This is a genomic window from Paenibacillus sp. MZ04-78.2 (assembly GCF_024213375.1).
GTDB lineage: Bacteria > Bacillota > Bacilli > Paenibacillales > NBRC-103111 > Paenibacillus_G.
In genome coordinates, this window is the sequence record NZ_JANAVJ010000029.1 from 1 (window position 1) to 16,551 (window position 16,551).

A 16,551-nucleotide genomic window follows, 5' to 3' on the forward strand; every position below is an offset into this window, starting at 1 on the left:
AGCTCAAAATTTACTACTGACGAGAATTTTCATTCTCTTTATGACACTCACTCAATGTTCAGTTTTCAAAGGGCAATCACCGTCGACAAAAGCCGTACCGTTAGGCTATGCAGCTTTGTCGGTTATTGTCGTCTCGTTTAGCGGCGACTTTTATAATATATCACATTCGCCCAGTAGATTGCAAGCATTTTTTTTAGACTATTTTTTGGAGCCGAGGTTTAAACCCCAACAACCCACAATTTCAGCGCCGCCAATGCGGCAAGTCCGGGCAAGCCCAGAACGCTTACGGTCCCAACCGTCACTGCGTTCAGTGGCAGCTCCAAATGCGTGTATGAACTGAACAGATTTAGAATATACAACAAAATCGAAGCAAATGCAATATGCAGGCAAATCATACCTAGCCATTGAAACGCATACCGATTACGCAGCATGACCAATCCTAACAATATACCAGACCCGACGAGCACGCTCCATAGCAAATACGATTTCACGAAGACACCTCCATCGAACGGGCGGCACATGCTTCTCTAGCCGAGATATTCTGGTTTTTGGCTTGCTTCAGCAGCATTTCGAATCGTTTCTCCGCCGCTTCGAGGGCAAAGATGGCATAATCGATCTGTTCTTTTTCAATGACATAATCAAAGCGTCTCTGCGCTACTTCCCATTCCGTATGGGCTTTACGGATTTCTTCCACCAGCAGCAGACGGTCTTGCTCAACGGCTTCGCGCTGCAAGCGGTCTTTCTTGTTTCCTATTTCCCATTTCCAAAGCTTCATTCCCGCTAACCTCCCGATTCAAGTCTCCAGGTTTGTCCTGCTACTTAAATATCTATAGGGAGCTTAGCCGGGTTAGAACTAAAAAGAAGCCTTCTCAAAAGCATCCACGCGGCGAACCGCGTGAATCATGCCTCGAGAGCTTACAGCGATCCCGTGTGCGTAAACGCAAATGGACGACTGCAAGCCGGCTTCTTGTGGTATCAAATCAATGTTTAATTACAGCTCTCTTCTGCCTTCCAGCGCCTTGGTCAACGTTACCTCGTCCGCATACTCCAGATCTCCTCCGACGGGCAATCCGTGCGCAATCCGGGTCACCTTGAGGCCGAACGGACGAACAAGCCTGGATAGATACATCGCTGTCGCTTCGCCTTCGATATTCGGGTTCGTTGCCAGAATCAGCTCCTGCACCTGCTCGTCGCTCAGCCGCTTCAGAAGATCGGCGATCCGGATTTCGTCCGGACCGATGCCTTCCATCGGAGAAATCGCCCCGTGGAGAACATGATAATAGCCGTGAAATTCCTTGGTCCGCTCCATGGCAACCAGGTCTTTGGGCTCCTGCACGACGCAAATGACGGAAGCGTCCCGGCTTTTATCCTGACAGATACGGCAGGGATCGGTATCGGTAATATTACAACATACGGAACAATAGTGCAGATTGCGTTTGACATTGACCAGAGCTTTGGCAAAGTCGATGACATCGTCTTCCTTCATGCGCAGCACATGAAAAGCAAGACGCCCCGCCGTTTTGGGTCCGATTCCCGGCAGACGGGAGAAGGAATCGATCAGTTTGGCTAACGGTTCCGGATAAAACAAGCGATTGGCTCCTCACGCATTAAAGTTGAAAACCCCAGAGTAGGTTCTGGGGCTTGATCCGGCTTCGATTAGAACAATCCCGGGATATTCATACCGCCGGTTAATTTGGACATTTCTTTGCCAGCCATTTCTTCAGCTTTGGCCATTGCGTCGTTGATGGCGCTAAGGACGAGATCCTGCAGCATTTCCACATCGTCCGGATCGACCGCTTCCGGTTTGATAACAACAGCGGTAACTTTCTTTTGACCGTTTACCGTTATGCTGACGACGCCGCCACCGGCCGTTCCTTCTACGGTTCGGTTCGCGAGATCCTCCTGCGCTTTGAGCATTTGCTCCTGCATTTTTTTCACTTGCTTCATCATCTGATTCATGTTGTTCATGAAAGACACGCTCCTCGTCGCTTAATCTTCTTTAATTTTAACCAAATCTTCCCCAAACAATTGAATGGCCTCGTTGATCCATTCTTCCTTCACGCCGCCGGAAGCCCCTTCGTCCTCCGGAACGAGCAGGAGCTCCTCCTTCGGCCCGTCGCTCGGCTTCGCCTGATCGGCGGCAGCCTTCCAGTCCCTCAGCATCATGGTCACGAGACGATACGGCTGACCGTAAACTTCGGCCAACACCTGTTCGATCAGCTGCTTGTTGGCCGGTTTTTCGGTCGTCTCCCGGTGCATCGCGCTCTTGAAACTTACAAGTACGTTGCTGTCATGAACGGAGACAGGCTCCCCGTCCACAAGCCACGCATGAACGGTGATTTTGAGCTCTTTCACCCGCCCAAGCACCTGGCTCCACTGCTGAACGACGTTGCGGAAAGCCGGATCATCCCTGCCCTGCAGGTAAGCGTCCAGCTTCTCGATCTTTTTGGTGACGGCAGGCGCAGACGCCGGACGCGAGCTCACACCGGATACGGGACCTGAGGCTGCGGGGGCGACTCCCTGCTTCAGCAGTTGCGCAAGCTGTTCTTCCAACCGCTGAATGCGGTTCATCAGCTGTCCGACTACCCCGTCCTGTCGTTCCGAGGCCGGCGCCCCGTCTGCGCTCGATCCGCCTGTCGGAGCGGACGAAGCGCCCGCCTGGCTGCAAAGCTTCATGAGCGCGACCTCCAGCAGCGTCTGCGGCTGAACGGAATATTTCATCTCCGTCTGATAATAGTTCAACGTATCGATCATGGCAATCAACGCATCGGCTGAAAACCGCTGCGCCACCTCGGCAAACCGTTTCACGTCGAGAATGCGCTCGGTGAGCGCCTGCGAGCCGGGAACCATTTTGACCATCAACAGGTCGCGGAAATAATAAATCAGGTTCTCCATGCACTTGTCGGCGCTTTTGCCTTCCTGCATGAACGTATTGATTAACCGCAAAGCGGCGCCTACGTCCCGATCTTGTATCGCCATCACCAAGCGCTCGAATTGATCCGAAGCCATCCCGCCTGTGATCGACAATACGTCGTCATACGTCACCCGGGCGCCTGAAAATGCAATGATCTGATCGAGTAAGCTCAGCGCATCACGCATTCCGCCATCGGATAGCCGCGCGATGAATGCCAGCGCGTCATCGTCGCTCTCGATCCGTTCGTCGGCGCACACTTGACGCAGCCGCTCCACCTGCTCCTCAAGCGACACACGGCGAAAATCGAACCGCTGACAGCGCGAAATAATCGTGGCAGGCAGCCGGTGAGGCTCTGTCGTAGCCAAAATAAACATGACATGGGCCGGCGGCTCCTCCAACGTCTTGAGCAGCGCGTTGAACGCCTCCGTCGTCAGCATATGCACCTCGTCGATGATATACACCTTCTGGCGCACTTCGGTCGGCGCATATTTCACTTTATCCCGGATGTCGCGGATTTCATCCACGCCGCGGTTGGAGGCGGCATCGATCTCGACGACATCCATGACCGTGCCTTCGGTAATACGTACACACGCATCGCATTCGTTGCAAGGCTCTACGCCCGGACCGTTCAAGCAGTTGACGGCTTTGGCCAATATTTTGGCCGTGGTCGTTTTCCCGGTTCCACGGGGACCGCTGAATAAATAGGCGTGGCTGAACCGCCCTTCGCGAAGCGCGTTTTGTAAGGTTTGGACAATATGCTTTTGGCCGACCATATCGTGGAACGACTGCGGCCGCCATGTTCGATATAAGGCGATATGTGCCATCTTGCCCTCTCCAATGATTGTTTGTCGTCTATTATACTACACTTGGAAGGAGGATTGAAGCCACGCTGCTTTTAAGGAAACGGAATGCTGACGATAAACGTCGTGCCGTACCCTTTGGACGATACCCGGATGTGCCCTCCGATATCGTGAATGATCCGATGGCAAACCGACAGGCCCAGTCCCGTTCCTTCCGCTTTGGTCGTAAAGAACGGATCGAAAATTTTATCGATCACATAGGCGGGGATACCCGGACCTGTATCATGAATCTCGATATTGACTGAGCGTTCCTCTACATTGATCTTCTCGCTTATCGTTAAAATACCCCCTTCACCCATCGCTTCGATTCCATTTTTGCCGATATTGAGAAACACCTGCTTCAGCATCTCACGGTCCGCGATCACATGCGGCAGTCCATAGAGCGACTCATATTGAACGACGACCCGATGCAGGATCGCTTCGTTATTGATAATAGGTAAAATGTCCCGCAGCACTTCGGAGATGTCCACTTCACCGTATGTAACATGCTTCGGTTTGCCGAGCAGCAAAAATTCGTTGACCAGTTCGTTAATCCGATTGATTTCTTTGAGCATGACCATGGTATACCCGTCCTCGCGTTCCATGCCCTGCTCCTGAAACGTTTTGCGCAGTACTTGCAAAAAGCCCTTGATCGACGTGAGCGGGTTGCGGATTTCGTGGGCCGTGCCTGCGGCGATCTGGCCGATCATCGCCAGACGGTCGCTGCGCTGTACCTGTTCCTCCAGGGAACGCAGGTTGGTGACATCCTTGAAAATAATATATGCTCCGACGATCCGTTCGTCTTCATCCCGAAGTACACTGGAATCGACCAACAGCTCGTATCGCTCCTGGTTGTTGGTCCAAGATAAGGCACGATTGCGTACGACCATCCCATTCAATATACTCCGCTGCATCAGCCAGTGCTCGGCAGGCAAACCGGCAAAGATGGAATCCAGCGCTTGATGGAGTACCTCTTCTCTTTCTAACCCCAATACACGGCAAGCCATGTCGCTGATATCGATCAATTCAAATTCGGTATTGATCAGCATCACTCCCAGATTGACGTCCCTAAGGAATATGCCGGCAAAGCGTTGAAGCAAGGTCAGTTCGAGCCGCATTGTCTTCCTCCCCCCATTTATCAGCGGATACCCGAGCGCAATGGGTGTATGATTATGGTTTACTTAGCATGGTTAACTTTAGTATACAATTCTCCTAATATTTTCATTTTCCTTCTTGCAAATACAAAAAAAACACCAAGTTCGACAAGCTTTTACAGCTCTTGATCTTGGTGTTATGTTTTTATTTATGAAGGAAACCGCGCACCTACCTTGATATTACGATCCAAGCGGAATTTTTATCGTCAGCTCAAGTTAGGCCACCCTCCGGCACATGAAACTTCCTGCTTATGGCTGCTTCCTTCCGGACCTGACCAAATTCACAAGCATCCATTGCGGAGGACCCGACTCTCAACACCAACTTTAAAACCCAAACCTTACATCGCAATACCGCGAATAGGCGTTCGACCCCGCTACAGCGGATTGCGGGTTACAGGGCACCGCTACCTCCCCGTCTAGCACGGCATACATAAGTATAGTCGATTCGTGTCCAAATAGCAACCTCAAGGGGTTATTTAGCAGTAACGGTAACATTAGCATTGTATCTCGGCGCGGCGGCGGCTAAGGCTTCGGTAGCTCCGTGCCGGATCCGTTCGATTTCATCCGGCGGGGTATGGGCTGGAGCATTCAAACGAACGTAAGCGGTCGGCCCGTTCAAGCTGATGCTCGCGATGCTGACGTTCGGAAACTGCTGGCTAATCGCATTCTGCATGACGCGCAGATCGTCGGGATACGTGCGGTAGCTGGCGCTAAGCGGCATATTCGGGTTGGTCTCGGTAATCCCGAGTGCTCCGTCCCGGGTATGCGTCGCGGAATTTTTGCTGTACTTCTGCTGGCACGCCGCAAGCCCGGACAACGCCAAAGCTGCGCTCAACAGAACGGCAAGCGATCTTAACAAATGAAAACACCTCCTGCAGCTCTAAGATCGAATGATCTTAGGATAGCCACAGGAGGCGCGCTTATGCCGTTATGCTGCTGGCAACAAATTACATGCCGTATTTCTTTTTGAATTTATCGACGCGACCGCCGGCATCCACAAATTTTTGCTTCCCGGTAAAGAACGGGTGGCAAGCGGAGCAAATCTCTACACGAAGATTTTGCTTAATGGACCCCGTTTCAAACGTGTTACCGCATGCGCAAGTAATCGTCGTTTGATGATAAGTCGGATGAATCGCTGTTTTCATTGCCCTTTCACCTCTTTTGCCCTGAAACACCATGTGAATCAGAGTTATCATTTAAACACACATGAGCGATTATAGCACGTCTGCTAGCCGCGCTGCAACTGTTTCTTGCGTCACTCCGCCAACTCGTCCGGAATGTGCGTATACGACCCGAGCACAACATCCGGCAGCTCCTCCCGGAAAATATCCAGCATTTGCTTCATGCCGTACCGTTCCCCCCGGGCCGCCGGAATGAGGCTCAAATAGCTCTCCGGGTCGATGTTCAGGTTGCGCAGCTGGATCAGCTTCAGATCGGTCCGGCGGGCGAATTCGATCATCGCTTCGATCTCTTCCTCCCGGTCAGTGACCCCGGGGAAAATAAGGTAGTTGATCGACGTCACAACCCCTTTGTCGGCAGCGTAGCGAAGCGATTTCTCGACATTGCGCAGCGTATACCCGCGCGGCTTGTAATAGGCATTGTAGTGGTCATCCAGCGCGCTGATCGTACTGACGCGCATCAGATCGAGCCCGGCGTCCACGATGCCGCGAATATGATCGGTCAAGCCGGCGTTCGTGTTGATGTTAATGTAGCCCAGATCCGTGCGGCGCCGCACTTCGCGGATCGCTTCGATGATCGTCTTGGCTTGGGTGGACGGCTCGCCTTCGCAGCCTTGCCCAAAGCTGATGATGCTCTCAGGCGTCTTCAAGTGCTCCAGCATGACCTGCACGACTTCTTCCGTCGAGGGCTTGAAGTTCATCCGGGTCTGCGGCGCCGGAAACCCGCTGTCCTCCGGCTGCTCGGAGATGCAGCCGAAGCAGCCTGCATTACAGGAGAACGAGACCGGAACAGCCCCTTCCCAGCGGTTCAAAAACGTATTGGAAGCCGTCAGGCACTCGTATCCAAGGGCACAATTGGACAAATGCTGAAACAACCGGTTGTCCTTGTACTCTCCAAGAATTCGCTTTACTCCGAGCTCCAATTCGTCGGGATCGCAGTTGCGCGGGTTCCAACGCTCCGGATCGTCGCAGGCCTCGGCTGCGACGTAGAAGCCGCCGTCTTTCCAGACGACCGCCGTATAGCCGAACAGAGGCAGCACTTTGGATTTATCGGCCTTCACGTACCCCGGCAACAGCAGACGGGTAAAGCTCTGCGGAAGCAAGGCTCCGACCGCCGTGAAGTCCCCCGGCACCACCTGCATTTCGCCCGACCGCTTATGAACGCCGATCGGGCGCGTATCCGGCAAGCTGACGAGCGTGGCTCCTTCGGGCAGCGGAATCAGCTCGTCTTCCATCATTTCCGTTACCAGCTCGCCGCTGCGGCCAAGGCCGGTGTATTCCGGATGGTCGAACAGGTTGCCGTTACGGTCCGCATAAACCAGATTCATAAGGTCCTCCTTCTACGAGACGGAGTGCTTGACCCGACGGGATGTGCCGCCGCTTCCGCCCGATTGCGGGCTGCCGCCGTTCGGATCGAGGGTGTCCAGAAACTCTTGGTTCGTTTTCGTCTCGGCGAATTTTTTGAGGAACGCATCGATATAATCGTGCGAATCGTTCATTCCTTTTCGGATCGCCCATACCTTGTCGAGCTCTTCTTTCGTCAGGAGCATCTCTTCGCGGCGCGTGCCCGAGCGGCGAATATCGATAGCCGGGAAAATGCGGCGTTCCGCCAGCTTGCGGTCCAGATGCAGCTCCAGGTTCCCGGTTCCTTTAAATTCTTCATAGATGACGTCGTCCATCCGCGAGCCGGTTTCGATCAAGGCTGTCGCGAGAATCGTCAGGCTGCCGCCTTCTTCGATATTGCGCGCGGCGCCGAAGAAACGTTTTGGCCGATGGAAGGCCCCGGGATCGATCCCCCCCGACAACGTCCGGCCCGTCGGCGGTACGACGAGGTTGTAAGCCCGCGCCAGACGCGTAATGCTATCCAGCAAAATAACGACATCCTTCTTATGCTCCACAAGCCGCTGTGCGCGTTCCAGCACAAGCTCCGCGACCTTGATATGATTTTCCGGCACCTCGTCGAAGGTAGAAGCGATCACTTCCCCGTTGACGGAGCGCTGCATGTCGGTAACCTCCTCCGGACGCTCGTCGATCAAAAGAACGAACAGCTTGACTTCCGGGTGATTGGTCGAGATGCTGTTGGCGATTTCCTTGAGCAGCAGCGTTTTTCCCGCTTTCGGCGGGGCTACGATCAAGCCGCGTTGGCCAAAGCCTACAGGAGCCAGAAGATCCATCAAACGGGTGGATAGTTTCGTAGGAGAGGTTTCCAGAACCAGTTTCCTTTGCGGATAAAGAGGAGTAAGCGCTGCGAAATGCAGCCGTTCCGAGGCCGTTTCCGGGTCTTCGCCGTTGACGGCTTCCACGTGCAGCAGCCCGAAGTAACGTTCGTTCTCCTTGGGAGGCCGGCATTTGCCGGATACGACGTCGCCGGAACGCAGGTCGAATCTGCGAATCTGCGAAGCAGAGATGTAGATATCCTCCGAGCTCGGCAAATAGTTGATCGGCCGCAAAAAGCCGAAACCTTCTTGCAGAACGTCGAGCACGCCCTCCATGAACATCAAGCCGCTTTGTTCGGCCTGTGCGCGTAGAATGGCAAAAATGAGTTCTTTTTTCTTCATTTGGCCGTAGTACGGGATTTGATGTTTTTTAGCCAGCTTGTAAAGCTCCGTGAGCTTAAGCGCTTCAAGCTGAGCAAGATGCATATCCATAATTTTTCAACCACCAAACTATTAAATTTTCAAGTCAGCGCAAAATATACTCTAGCCTTACCCAATTTTGGAGCAATCTATACCGTTCCTAGTCGTTCTGCCGCCAAACTTCCGCTCCTAAATTCGACAAATTGGTTACCAGATGATCGTAGCCTCTGTCGATATATTCAACGCCGGTAATTTCCGTAACGCCGCCCTCGACCGTTAGTCCGGCGATAACCAGCGATGCGCCCGCACGAAGATCGGTCGCCTTGACTTTAGCCGCACTAAGCGGACTGCCTTCGATGACGGCGGAACGGCTTTCGACTTTGATCTTGGCCCCCATACGCATCAGCTCCGGGACATGCTTGAACCGGTTGCTGTACACATAGTCGCTCAAAATGCTGACTCCGCGGGTCTGCGTAAGCAGACTGCTCATCGGGGACTGCAGGTCGGTCGCAAATCCAGGATATACGAGCGCTTTCACGTCCACGCTTTCGTATTCTGGCTGTCCGACTACACGGATCGATTCGTCCATTTCGTAAATATGTACGCCCATTTCCTGTAATTTGGCAGTCAAGGCTTCCATATGCTTTGGGATGACATTATCGACAATGACATCGCCACGCGTCGCCGCTGCGGCAATCATGTAAGTACCTGCTTGAATGCGGTCCGGAATGATCGAATGACGGCAGCCGTGCAGCGCATCGACGCCTTCGATCCGGATCGTTTCGGTTCCTGCGCCTTTGATTTTGGCGCCCATGGAATTCAAAAGTGTAGCTACATCTATAATTTCAGGCTCTTTTGCCGCATTTTCAATGGTCGTGACGCCTTTGGCCCGCGAGGCCGCAAGCATGATGTTAATCGTCGCCCCTACGCTGACGACGTCCAGATAAATTTTGGCTCCGCGCAATTCTTTCGCTTGGATGTGCAAGGCGCCGTTTTCGTTCGTTATTCGTGCCCCCAGTGCCTCAAAACCTTTGATATGCTGATCGATCGGCCGCGGTTCGAAATTGCAGCCGCCAGGCAATCCTATCGTCGCCTCGCCGAAACGCCCAAGCAGGGCCCCCATCAAATAATAGGAAGCTCTAAGCTTCTTCACGTTCCCGTTAGGCATCGGCCGGGATAACAGCCGGCTCGGATCGATCATCATCTGATCCTTGCTCCATTCTACGGATGCGCCGAGTTCCTGAAGCAGCTCGGTATAAATCGCCACGTCGCTAAGCGCAGGCAAGTTATCGAGCGTAACGGCCGTTTCCGATAAAATGGCGGCCGGAATAAGCGCAATCGCGCTATTCTTGGCCCCGCTGATTTGAACCGTTCCCCGCAGCGGGCGCCCACCGGCGATCATCAATTTCTCCATTCGTTGTTCTTCCTCCCACTTCACTGCTTTAACGCATTACCAGTCAGGTGCAAACTCATCTAAGTTGGGTTCCGTGCCTACGTTTACAAAAGAAGAGAGGGAAATACACCGAAATCCGATGTATTTCCCGCTGTGGTCGATTAAGCTTGGTTGGCGCTCCCGAACAGCTGGATTTTGGATTTCACCACTTCAACCATGGCTTTGCGGGCAGGAATGAGGTATTTGCGAGGATCGTACACTTTCGCGTCTTTATTAAGAACTTCGCGGATCATTTGCGTACAAGCCACTTGATTCTCGGTGTTCACGTTGATTTTGCCTACGCCGGCTTCAATGGACTTGCGGATCATTTCGTCCGGTACGCCGGAGCCGCCGTGCAATACGACCGGTACCGGAATCGCTTTGGACACCTTCTCGATAATATCGAAATGGATGTTCGGTTCGCCGGCATACATGCCGTGTGCCGTACCTACAGCAATGGCCAGGCAGTCGACGCCTGTCTCTTCGTAGAAACGGATCGCTTCTTCCGGCTTCGCCAGGTTGGCATCGGACTCATCTACGCTAATGTCGTCTTCTACGCCGCCGATCGTTCCGAGCTCGCCTTCGACGGATACGCCCATCGCATGCGCAGTCTTTACGACCTCTTTCGTCAGACGGATATTTTCTTCAAAAGAATAATGGGAGCCGTCGAACATGACGGAGCTGAAGCCCGCGCGGATACATTTCATCGCAACTTCGAAGCTGCTGCCGTGGTCGAGATGCAAGGCGATCGGAAGACCGGATTTCTTCGCGGCTGCTTCCGCGATGGCTACCGTAAATTCGATGCCCATATACTTCAGCGCGCCTTCGGATACGCCAAAAATAAACGGGGATTTCAATTCTTCCGCCGCTTCTGTAATGGCTTGGGCAAATTCCAAGTTATTCATATTGAACTGACCTACGGCGAACTTGTTTGCTTTTGCTTTAGGTAAAAATTCGTTCATTGAAACGAGTGGCATGGTGGTTCTCTCCTCCTGTGTCGTTAATGACCGTGCCAGAGTGCTTGTACCTTGTACTGTACTCTTTTGTCATACTGGCCCATTATATCATAGATCGCGACAAACGTTAATAATCTATCGCACACTCTGCCGAAGACAATAAGCTCCGGGAACGATCAAAAAAAAGAGGACCCTCATCAGGATCCTACGGCGTAAGAGTTATTGTTAGGAGTTCGCAACTGCTGGTTGACGGCTTGGCGCAGTTCGTCAATGTCGAACGGCTTCGTGAAGTGCATGATCGCGCCCAGATCGGTCGCTTCCTTGATCATGTCCAGCTCGCCGTATGCCGTCATCATGATGACTTTGATCGACGCATCGATGCTTTTAATGTGCTTGAGAATATCGAGACCGTCCATGCCCGGTATCTTCATATCGAGTAAGACCAGATCGGGCGATACGTTTCTTACAATCTCGAGTGCGAGTTTTCCGTTGGAAGCCTGATAAGTTTCGTAGCCTTCGCTGCTGAAAACTTCCATCAACAGGATGCGGATGCCGTTTTGATCGTCAACTATGAGCAGCTTCTTTTTCATCGTGGTATCCTCCTATTCCGTTTCCCTGAGGTTGAAAATCCCGTTCTGTTATGTCCGCAATAACAGTATTCGCTATCGTCCCCGAGATTCCTGCCGTATCGCCAAAAAAAGTTGAAAACTTTTACAAATTAAGCAGACTTGCACAAACCGTTCGCTTCTTGGGGTACAAAAAAGCAGGAGGCGCGTCCGGTTCATGCCGGATACGTCTCCTGCCTGGGTCGCTGCGCACAGCGATTTATTTGGAATGATGGTGTGCCGCCTGTACGAAATGCTTGAACAACGGCTGCGGACGGTTCGGTCTCGAAGTGAATTCCGGATGGAATTGCACGGCCAGGAACCACGGATGGTCCGGGCATTCGATAATCTCGACCAAACGGCCGTCCGGGCTTGTGCCGGAAATCTGCAAGCCGGCCGCTTCGATGCGGTCGCGGTACTCGTTGTTGAACTCGTACCGGTGGCGATGGCGCTCATAAACGAGCTCGTCGTCGTAGCAGCGCATCGCGAGCGACCCTTCCTTGAGCTTGCAAGGATACAGGCCAAGGCGCATCGTTCCGCCAAGGTCCTCGATATCCTTCTGCTCTGGAAGCAGGTCGATGACCGGATAAGGCGTCGTCGGATGAATTTCCGAGCTGTTCGCGCCTTCGAGTCCTACCACCGAGCGGGCGTATTCGACAACGGCCACCTGCATGCCGAGACAAATGCCGAAGAACGGGATTTTGTTCTCGCGCGCGTAACGGATCGCCGTCACCTTGCCTTCGATGCCGCGGTCGCCGAAGCCGCCAGGCACCAAAATGCCTTGAACGCCGGAAAGCAGCTCGTCCGCGTTATGGTCGGATACTTCCTCCGCATTGACCCAGCGGATCTTAACTTCGGTATTGCAGTCGATTCCGGCGTGGCCCAGCGCTTCGACAATGCTGAGATAAGCGTCGTGCAAAGCGACGTATTTGCCGACAATCGCAATTTCGGTCATCGTCTTAAGCGACTTCACCCGGCCTACAAGGTTTTCCCACTCCGTCATATCCGGTTCATTCGTGGACAGCTTCAGGTGGTTGACGACAATGTCGTCAAGCCCTTGCTCACGCAGCATCAACGGCACTTCGTATAGAGTCTCGGCGTCGATGCACTCGATCACGGCGCCCGGATCGACATCGCAGAACTGCCCCAGCTTGCGCTTCATATCCTCAGTCAGCGGATGCTCCGTCCGGCAGACGATCACATGCGGCTGGATACCGATGCTCCGCAGCTCTTTGACGCTGTGTTGGGTCGGCTTCGTTTTCACTTCGCCAGCCGCTTTCAAATAAGGAATGAGTGTGACGTGAATATACATGACGTTTTCACGGCCGATGTCGCTCTTGATCTGACGAATCGCTTCAAGGAAAGGCAAGCTCTCGATATCGCCTACCGTACCGCCGATCTCGGTAATGACGACGTCCGAATGCGCTTCGCGTCCGGCGCGGAATACCCGCTCCTTGATTTCGTTCGTAATGTGCGGGATGACCTGAACGGTCCCGCCCAAATATTCGCCGCGGCGCTCTTTGGCAATGACGGAGGAATACACTTTCCCCGTAGTGACATTGCTGTTTTTCGACAGGTTGATGTCGATAAAACGTTCGTAATGTCCGAGGTCAAGATCTGTTTCCGCGCCGTCGTCGGTGACAAACACTTCCCCATGCTGGTAAGGACTCATCGTTCCCGGGTCCACGTTAATGTAAGGATCGAACTTCTGGATCGTGACCTTCAGTCCGCGGTTTTTGAGCAGTCTTCCAAGCGATGCGGCCGTGATGCCTTTGCCTAAGGAGGAAACGACGCCTCCGGTCACGAAAATGTACTTTGTCATCTGTAATACCTCCCAAAAGTTTTGCATCCCGATCCAAGATAAAAGGCTCCGACGTCCTTATCTTAAAAGGATAAGCACGTTTATCAAGGTTGATACGAAGCGATAAGTTACGAAAACTTATCAAATTTTTCCAACAAAAAAAAGAAAAAGCCCCCGTAAATAGGGGGCACTTTTTCATCAAAAGTCATTAAGGTTCGTAATGTTCCATCTAAAGCCCAGAAAATAGTTTACTCTGAACGATCCCGGCTGTCAAGGACAAGCCTATTTTATTTCTTGTCGCCCTTGTCGCCCTTATCGTCCTGGTCGTCTGTACGATCGTCGTCATCGCCCAAATCTTCCGGGTCCTCTTCAGACTCTTCCCCGTCCAACGCGTCGCCCAGGTTCTCTTCCTCGAGTTCTTCGTCTTCGAAAAACTCGGTTTCTTCCTCAGCTTCTTCTTCCGCGTCAAAATCGTCGTCGCGAGGCGTATCGAACGAATCGTATTCTTCTTCGACGAACACGTCTTCTTCCTCGGTGTACAGTTCCTCGTCGTCGAGATCGTCATCCTCGTCGTTAATGATGCGCGGACGCTTGCCGCTGCCCACCGTATCCTCGGACTTCTCGACAGGATACCAGCGTTTCAATCCCCACAGATTGGTGCCGACGCACGCAAAGCGGCCGTCGATATTAATCTCCGTATATAATTGCGCAATGACCTGCATGACTTCGTCATCGGACAGACCTTTGATTTTGGCAATCTCCGTCATCAAATCCCGATAGTAATACGGCGTATTGGCCGCTTTCAGAAGCTCAAAGGCGAGATCGACCATAGGCATTTCCTTGGCTTGCTCTGCGCCGATTTTAAGCAGTAAGTTTTGAGCACTCATTTCGGGGCACATCCCTTCCAACGTCTTTAACTACCACTAAACTATCCACTATCATCAATAAGTAAACCTTATTTTATGTAAAAAAGCAACTGGCCGCGCGGCATTTCCCGAAATGGAAACAAGGACCGCAACGGCAGCTCCTTCGCGCTCGGCGCCATCCGCTGCAGGCGTGATCCTTGTTCCGACTGTACCCGCAAAAGACAAGGAACCCGTCGCCCGCTGTCTTTTGCCCCTGCTGAATGAAAGACGGAGGAGTGCCAGACCCTCCCCTAGTTATGGTATGTGCCCGCTTTCGCTTTGACACGGTCACGCACCTAATTATTTTTTGAATAAGGCCATGCGCTCATACGGAAGCTTTCGGTCCCTCATACGATACAAAAAGGAATTTCCGAGCCTGTGGGAGGGAACGACATGAATCCGTCGACGTTCGTGTCATGGCTTCACGAAGCCATGGAAGGCCCCGAGGGTACCGAAAAGCGGCATATTATCCGGTTTCTGAACGTCCGGGACTATGCCGCTTTCGCCCGGCAAATCGGCCAGCAACGGAAATCGCTGCCCCTACTGCATCTGATTCAGCCGCTCCGTCTTATCCGCGCCATCTCCTGCACGCTTCGGACCGGCAGCGAAGCGGTTTCGGCCCCTTTTATCCGCTCAATCGAACCGGATACGCGCATCAAGCTGCATGCCCTGGGCCATGCTTCGTCCGCTCTGCCTTCCGGCGAAGAAAAAAAATCGCCCGCCAAGGCCGTCATCCCTTGGGGAATCCGCCATATTCGGGCCCCGCAGGCGTGGAACAAATCGCGCGGGGAACGAATCCGCATCGGCGTCATCGATACGGGCGCGGATTATACGCATCCCGATCTTCGCCATTGTTTGTCGCGAGGCGTCAATATTTTGAACCGTCAGCTGCCGCCGGTTGACGACAACGGCCACGGCACGCATATCGCGGGTACGATCGCGGCGTACACCCGGCACCGGGGCATTATCGGCGTGGCGCCGCAGGCCATTCTTCATCCGGTAAAGGCTTTCGATCAGCACGGCGGGGCGTTCGTCTCCGATATTATCGGAGGCATTGACTGGTGCGTCTCCAGCGGCGTCGATATCATCAATATGAGCTTCGGTATGAAAACGTACAGCAAAGCGCTGGAAGCGGCGGTGCTCAGCGCCTACCGGAGCGGCATCATCGTCGTAGCCTCCTCGGGCAACGAAGGCAATCAGGCCGAGGTCGACTACCCCGCCCGGCTGCGGCAAGTGATCGCCGTCGGAGCGACGACCCGCAAAGGCCGGATTGCCCCCTTCAGCAATATCGGCAAACAGATTAACATTTATGCGCCCGGGGAAAAAGTATACTCCACCTGGCTGCGGGGCAAGTATCACGAGCTCAGCGGAACATCCATGGCAACCTCCCATGTCACGGGGGTTATCGCGCTGATGCTTGCGAGAAGGCCCGGTCTCAAGCCGCTGCGAATTAAAAATTTGCTACGCAAGCATGCCCGCTATATCATAAAATCGCGCAAAACGATAATCGGCGCCAAGGAAATTCACGCCTTTCGAAGCGTATCCGCCGTATCCAAATAAACGTTCACTCCGGTACGGGGACGGCGGTCAGACATATGCTGCAGCGTTCGGGCGCTTGCCCCATCACCGACAGCTCATAGCTCCAGCGGACGTCAAGCAGAGTGTCCGGTCCTTCTGCGGCAACATCCAGCGTTTGGGTGACCGTCTCCAACTCAATCCGCCCTTGAGAGGTCCGAAGATAGCCGTAATGCCGCCGGTCCGGAGCGAACGTCTGCTCGAAAGATACGTCCCCGTGCCGGATAATCCGCACTTCCCCCTGTTCCACCCGGACGGTCGTTACCGTACGGCCCATCTCCGCTTCCGGAGGCTCCGCATACCGGAGGTACGCGTGCCGTCCTTTTGGGAACCATTCGCCTATCATCTGTCTCACGATCCGTTCCCCGCCGCTGTCGCTTTCCAGCGTAATGCGTACGGCCCGCTTGCCGGCGCCGGGCTGCTGTTTTTCCGTCATTTCGCTTTCTCTCCCGTCCTGCTGTGATCTTCCTATTGTACAAAAAAAAGAAGTCCGCGGACAGGACTTCTTCCGTTCCCGGACAAGCCCGGACCGGGCAAGAGGCGGCGGTTTGCAAGATTCCTTATTCTTGCTAAGATGGTATAGTCAGCATGATCGGCCTCCGTTTATGGAAACCAA

Annotated in this window: 17 protein-coding genes and 1 other RNA gene; 1 reads left to right on the forward strand and 17 read right to left on the reverse strand. The window is 53.4% G+C overall.

All coding sequences use genetic code 11. The features are described from left to right. Window positions 1-218: 218 nt before the first annotated feature. The 16 genes from NLX71_RS18305 to rpoE form a co-directional block, all read right to left on the reverse strand. On the reverse strand, window positions 219-491 hold the full coding sequence (locus tag NLX71_RS18305) for a pro-sigmaK processing inhibitor BofA family protein (protein WP_254365241.1): 273 nt from the start codon (window positions 489-491) through the stop codon (window positions 219-221). Further along, entirely contained in the window at window positions 488-775 is a 288-nt protein-coding gene (locus NLX71_RS18310) for a DUF2508 family protein (protein WP_254365242.1), read from the reverse strand. The genes NLX71_RS18305 and NLX71_RS18310 overlap by 4 nt, the downstream gene beginning before the upstream one ends. A 216-nt stretch (window positions 776-991) precedes the next feature. Further along, window positions 992-1,588 carry a recombination mediator RecR gene (gene recR / locus NLX71_RS18315; protein ID WP_254365243.1) on the reverse strand — a complete coding sequence of 199 codons (597 nt, stop codon included), beginning with the start codon at window positions 1,586-1,588 and terminating at the stop codon, window positions 992-994. A gap of 68 nt (window positions 1,589-1,656) precedes the next feature. After that, complete coding sequence (locus NLX71_RS18320) at window positions 1,657-1,968, reverse strand: YbaB/EbfC family nucleoid-associated protein (protein WP_254365244.1); 312 nt, start codon at window positions 1,966-1,968, stop codon at window positions 1,657-1,659. A gap of 21 nt (window positions 1,969-1,989) precedes the next feature. After that, complete coding sequence (gene dnaX, locus NLX71_RS18325; RefSeq protein WP_254365245.1) at window positions 1,990-3,738, reverse strand: DNA polymerase III subunit gamma/tau; 1,749 nt, start codon at window positions 3,736-3,738, stop codon at window positions 1,990-1,992. A gap of 71 nt (window positions 3,739-3,809) precedes the next feature. Continuing rightward, a complete protein-coding gene (locus NLX71_RS18330; protein ID WP_254365246.1) occupies window positions 3,810-4,871 on the reverse strand; it encodes an ATP-binding protein in 1,062 nt (353 codons plus the stop codon). Window positions 4,872-5,068: 197 nt separating this feature from the next. Further along, window positions 5,069-5,332, reverse strand: an RNA gene (ffs, locus tag NLX71_RS18335) — signal recognition particle sRNA large type. Between the two features lie 47 nt (window positions 5,333-5,379). After that, window positions 5,380-5,766, reverse strand: a complete 387-nt coding sequence (locus tag NLX71_RS18340; RefSeq protein ID WP_254365247.1) for a hypothetical protein — start codon at window positions 5,764-5,766, stop codon at window positions 5,380-5,382. Window positions 5,767-5,854: 88 nt separating this feature from the next. Then, complete coding sequence (rpmE, locus tag NLX71_RS18345; protein WP_254365248.1) at window positions 5,855-6,052, reverse strand: 50S ribosomal protein L31; 198 nt, start codon at window positions 6,050-6,052, stop codon at window positions 5,855-5,857. Window positions 6,053-6,162: 110 nt separating this feature from the next. Next, on the reverse strand, window positions 6,163-7,413 hold the full coding sequence (locus NLX71_RS18350; RefSeq protein WP_254365249.1) for a radical SAM family protein: 1,251 nt from the start codon (window positions 7,411-7,413) through the stop codon (window positions 6,163-6,165). Window positions 7,414-7,425: 12 nt separating this feature from the next. Beyond that, window positions 7,426-8,733 (reverse strand): transcription termination factor Rho, encoded by a 1,308-nt coding sequence (rho, locus tag NLX71_RS18355; protein WP_254365250.1) that lies wholly within the window; start codon window positions 8,731-8,733, stop codon window positions 7,426-7,428. A gap of 88 nt (window positions 8,734-8,821) precedes the next feature. Then, entirely contained in the window at window positions 8,822-10,075 is a 1,254-nt protein-coding gene (locus tag NLX71_RS18360) for a UDP-N-acetylglucosamine 1-carboxyvinyltransferase (protein ID WP_254365251.1), read from the reverse strand. 140 nt (window positions 10,076-10,215) lie between these two features. Continuing rightward, window positions 10,216-11,070 carry a class II fructose-1,6-bisphosphate aldolase gene (gene fba, locus NLX71_RS18365; RefSeq protein ID WP_254365252.1) on the reverse strand — a complete coding sequence of 285 codons (855 nt, stop codon included), beginning with the start codon at window positions 11,068-11,070 and terminating at the stop codon, window positions 10,216-10,218. Between the two features lie 176 nt (window positions 11,071-11,246). After that, complete coding sequence (locus NLX71_RS18370) at window positions 11,247-11,639, reverse strand: response regulator (RefSeq protein ID WP_010500317.1); 393 nt, start codon at window positions 11,637-11,639, stop codon at window positions 11,247-11,249. Window positions 11,640-11,874: 235 nt separating this feature from the next. Beyond that, entirely contained in the window at window positions 11,875-13,476 is a 1,602-nt protein-coding gene (locus NLX71_RS18375; protein ID WP_254365253.1) for a CTP synthase, read from the reverse strand. A gap of 266 nt (window positions 13,477-13,742) precedes the next feature. Continuing rightward, the gene (gene rpoE / locus NLX71_RS18380) at window positions 13,743-14,342 is read right to left on the reverse strand and encodes a DNA-directed RNA polymerase subunit delta (RefSeq protein WP_254365254.1); all 600 of its coding nucleotides are present in this window, start codon (window positions 14,340-14,342) and stop codon (window positions 13,743-13,745) included. Between the two features lie 411 nt (window positions 14,343-14,753). Between rpoE and NLX71_RS18385 the strand changes: the two genes are divergently transcribed. Continuing rightward, window positions 14,754-15,920: a S8 family peptidase gene (locus tag NLX71_RS18385; RefSeq protein WP_254365255.1), complete on the forward strand. Its 1,167-nt coding sequence runs from the start codon at window positions 14,754-14,756 to the stop codon at window positions 15,918-15,920. A gap of 4 nt (window positions 15,921-15,924) precedes the next feature. Here NLX71_RS18385 and NLX71_RS18390 read toward each other — a convergent pair whose 3' ends face one another. Beyond that, window positions 15,925-16,371: a YwiB family protein gene (locus tag NLX71_RS18390; protein WP_254365256.1), complete on the reverse strand. Its 447-nt coding sequence runs from the start codon at window positions 16,369-16,371 to the stop codon at window positions 15,925-15,927. Between the last annotated feature and the right edge of the window lie 180 nt (window positions 16,372-16,551).

Excerpts from the sequence above, each read along its gene's own strand:
- NLX71_RS18310 (WP_254365242.1), bottom strand. The coding sequence starts at position 775 with ATGAAGCTTTGGAAATGGGAAATAGGAAACAAGAAAGACCGCTTGCAG.
- NLX71_RS18320 (WP_254365244.1), bottom strand. The coding sequence starts at position 1,968 with ATGAACAACATGAATCAGATGATGAAGCAAGTGAAAAAAATGCAGGAG.
- dnaX (WP_254365245.1), bottom strand. The coding sequence starts at position 3,738 with ATGGCACATATCGCCTTATATCGAACATGGCGGCCGCAGTCGTTCCAC.
- NLX71_RS18330 (WP_254365246.1), bottom strand. The coding sequence starts at position 4,871 with ATGCGGCTCGAACTGACCTTGCTTCAACGCTTTGCCGGCATATTCCTT.
- rpmE (WP_254365248.1), bottom strand. The coding sequence starts at position 6,052 with ATGAAAACAGCGATTCATCCGACTTATCATCAAACGACGATTACTTGC.
- NLX71_RS18350 (WP_254365249.1), bottom strand. The coding sequence starts at position 7,413 with ATGAATCTGGTTTATGCGGACCGTAACGGCAACCTGTTCGACCATCCG.
- rho (WP_254365250.1), bottom strand. The coding sequence starts at position 8,733 with ATGGATATGCATCTTGCTCAGCTTGAAGCGCTTAAGCTCACGGAGCTT.
- NLX71_RS18360 (WP_254365251.1), bottom strand. The coding sequence starts at position 10,075 with ATGGAGAAATTGATGATCGCCGGTGGGCGCCCGCTGCGGGGAACGGTT.
- fba (WP_254365252.1), bottom strand. The coding sequence starts at position 11,070 with ATGCCACTCGTTTCAATGAACGAATTTTTACCTAAAGCAAAAGCAAAC.
- NLX71_RS18370 (WP_010500317.1), bottom strand. The coding sequence starts at position 11,639 with ATGAAAAAGAAGCTGCTCATAGTTGACGATCAAAACGGCATCCGCATC.
- NLX71_RS18375 (WP_254365253.1), bottom strand. The coding sequence starts at position 13,476 with ATGACAAAGTACATTTTCGTGACCGGAGGCGTCGTTTCCTCCTTAGGC.
- rpoE (WP_254365254.1), bottom strand. The coding sequence starts at position 14,342 with ATGAGTGCTCAAAACTTACTGCTTAAAATCGGCGCAGAGCAAGCCAAG.
- NLX71_RS18385 (WP_254365255.1), top strand. The coding sequence starts at position 14,754 with ATGAATCCGTCGACGTTCGTGTCATGGCTTCACGAAGCCATGGAAGGC.
- NLX71_RS18390 (WP_254365256.1), bottom strand. The coding sequence starts at position 16,371 with ATGACGGAAAAACAGCAGCCCGGCGCCGGCAAGCGGGCCGTACGCATT.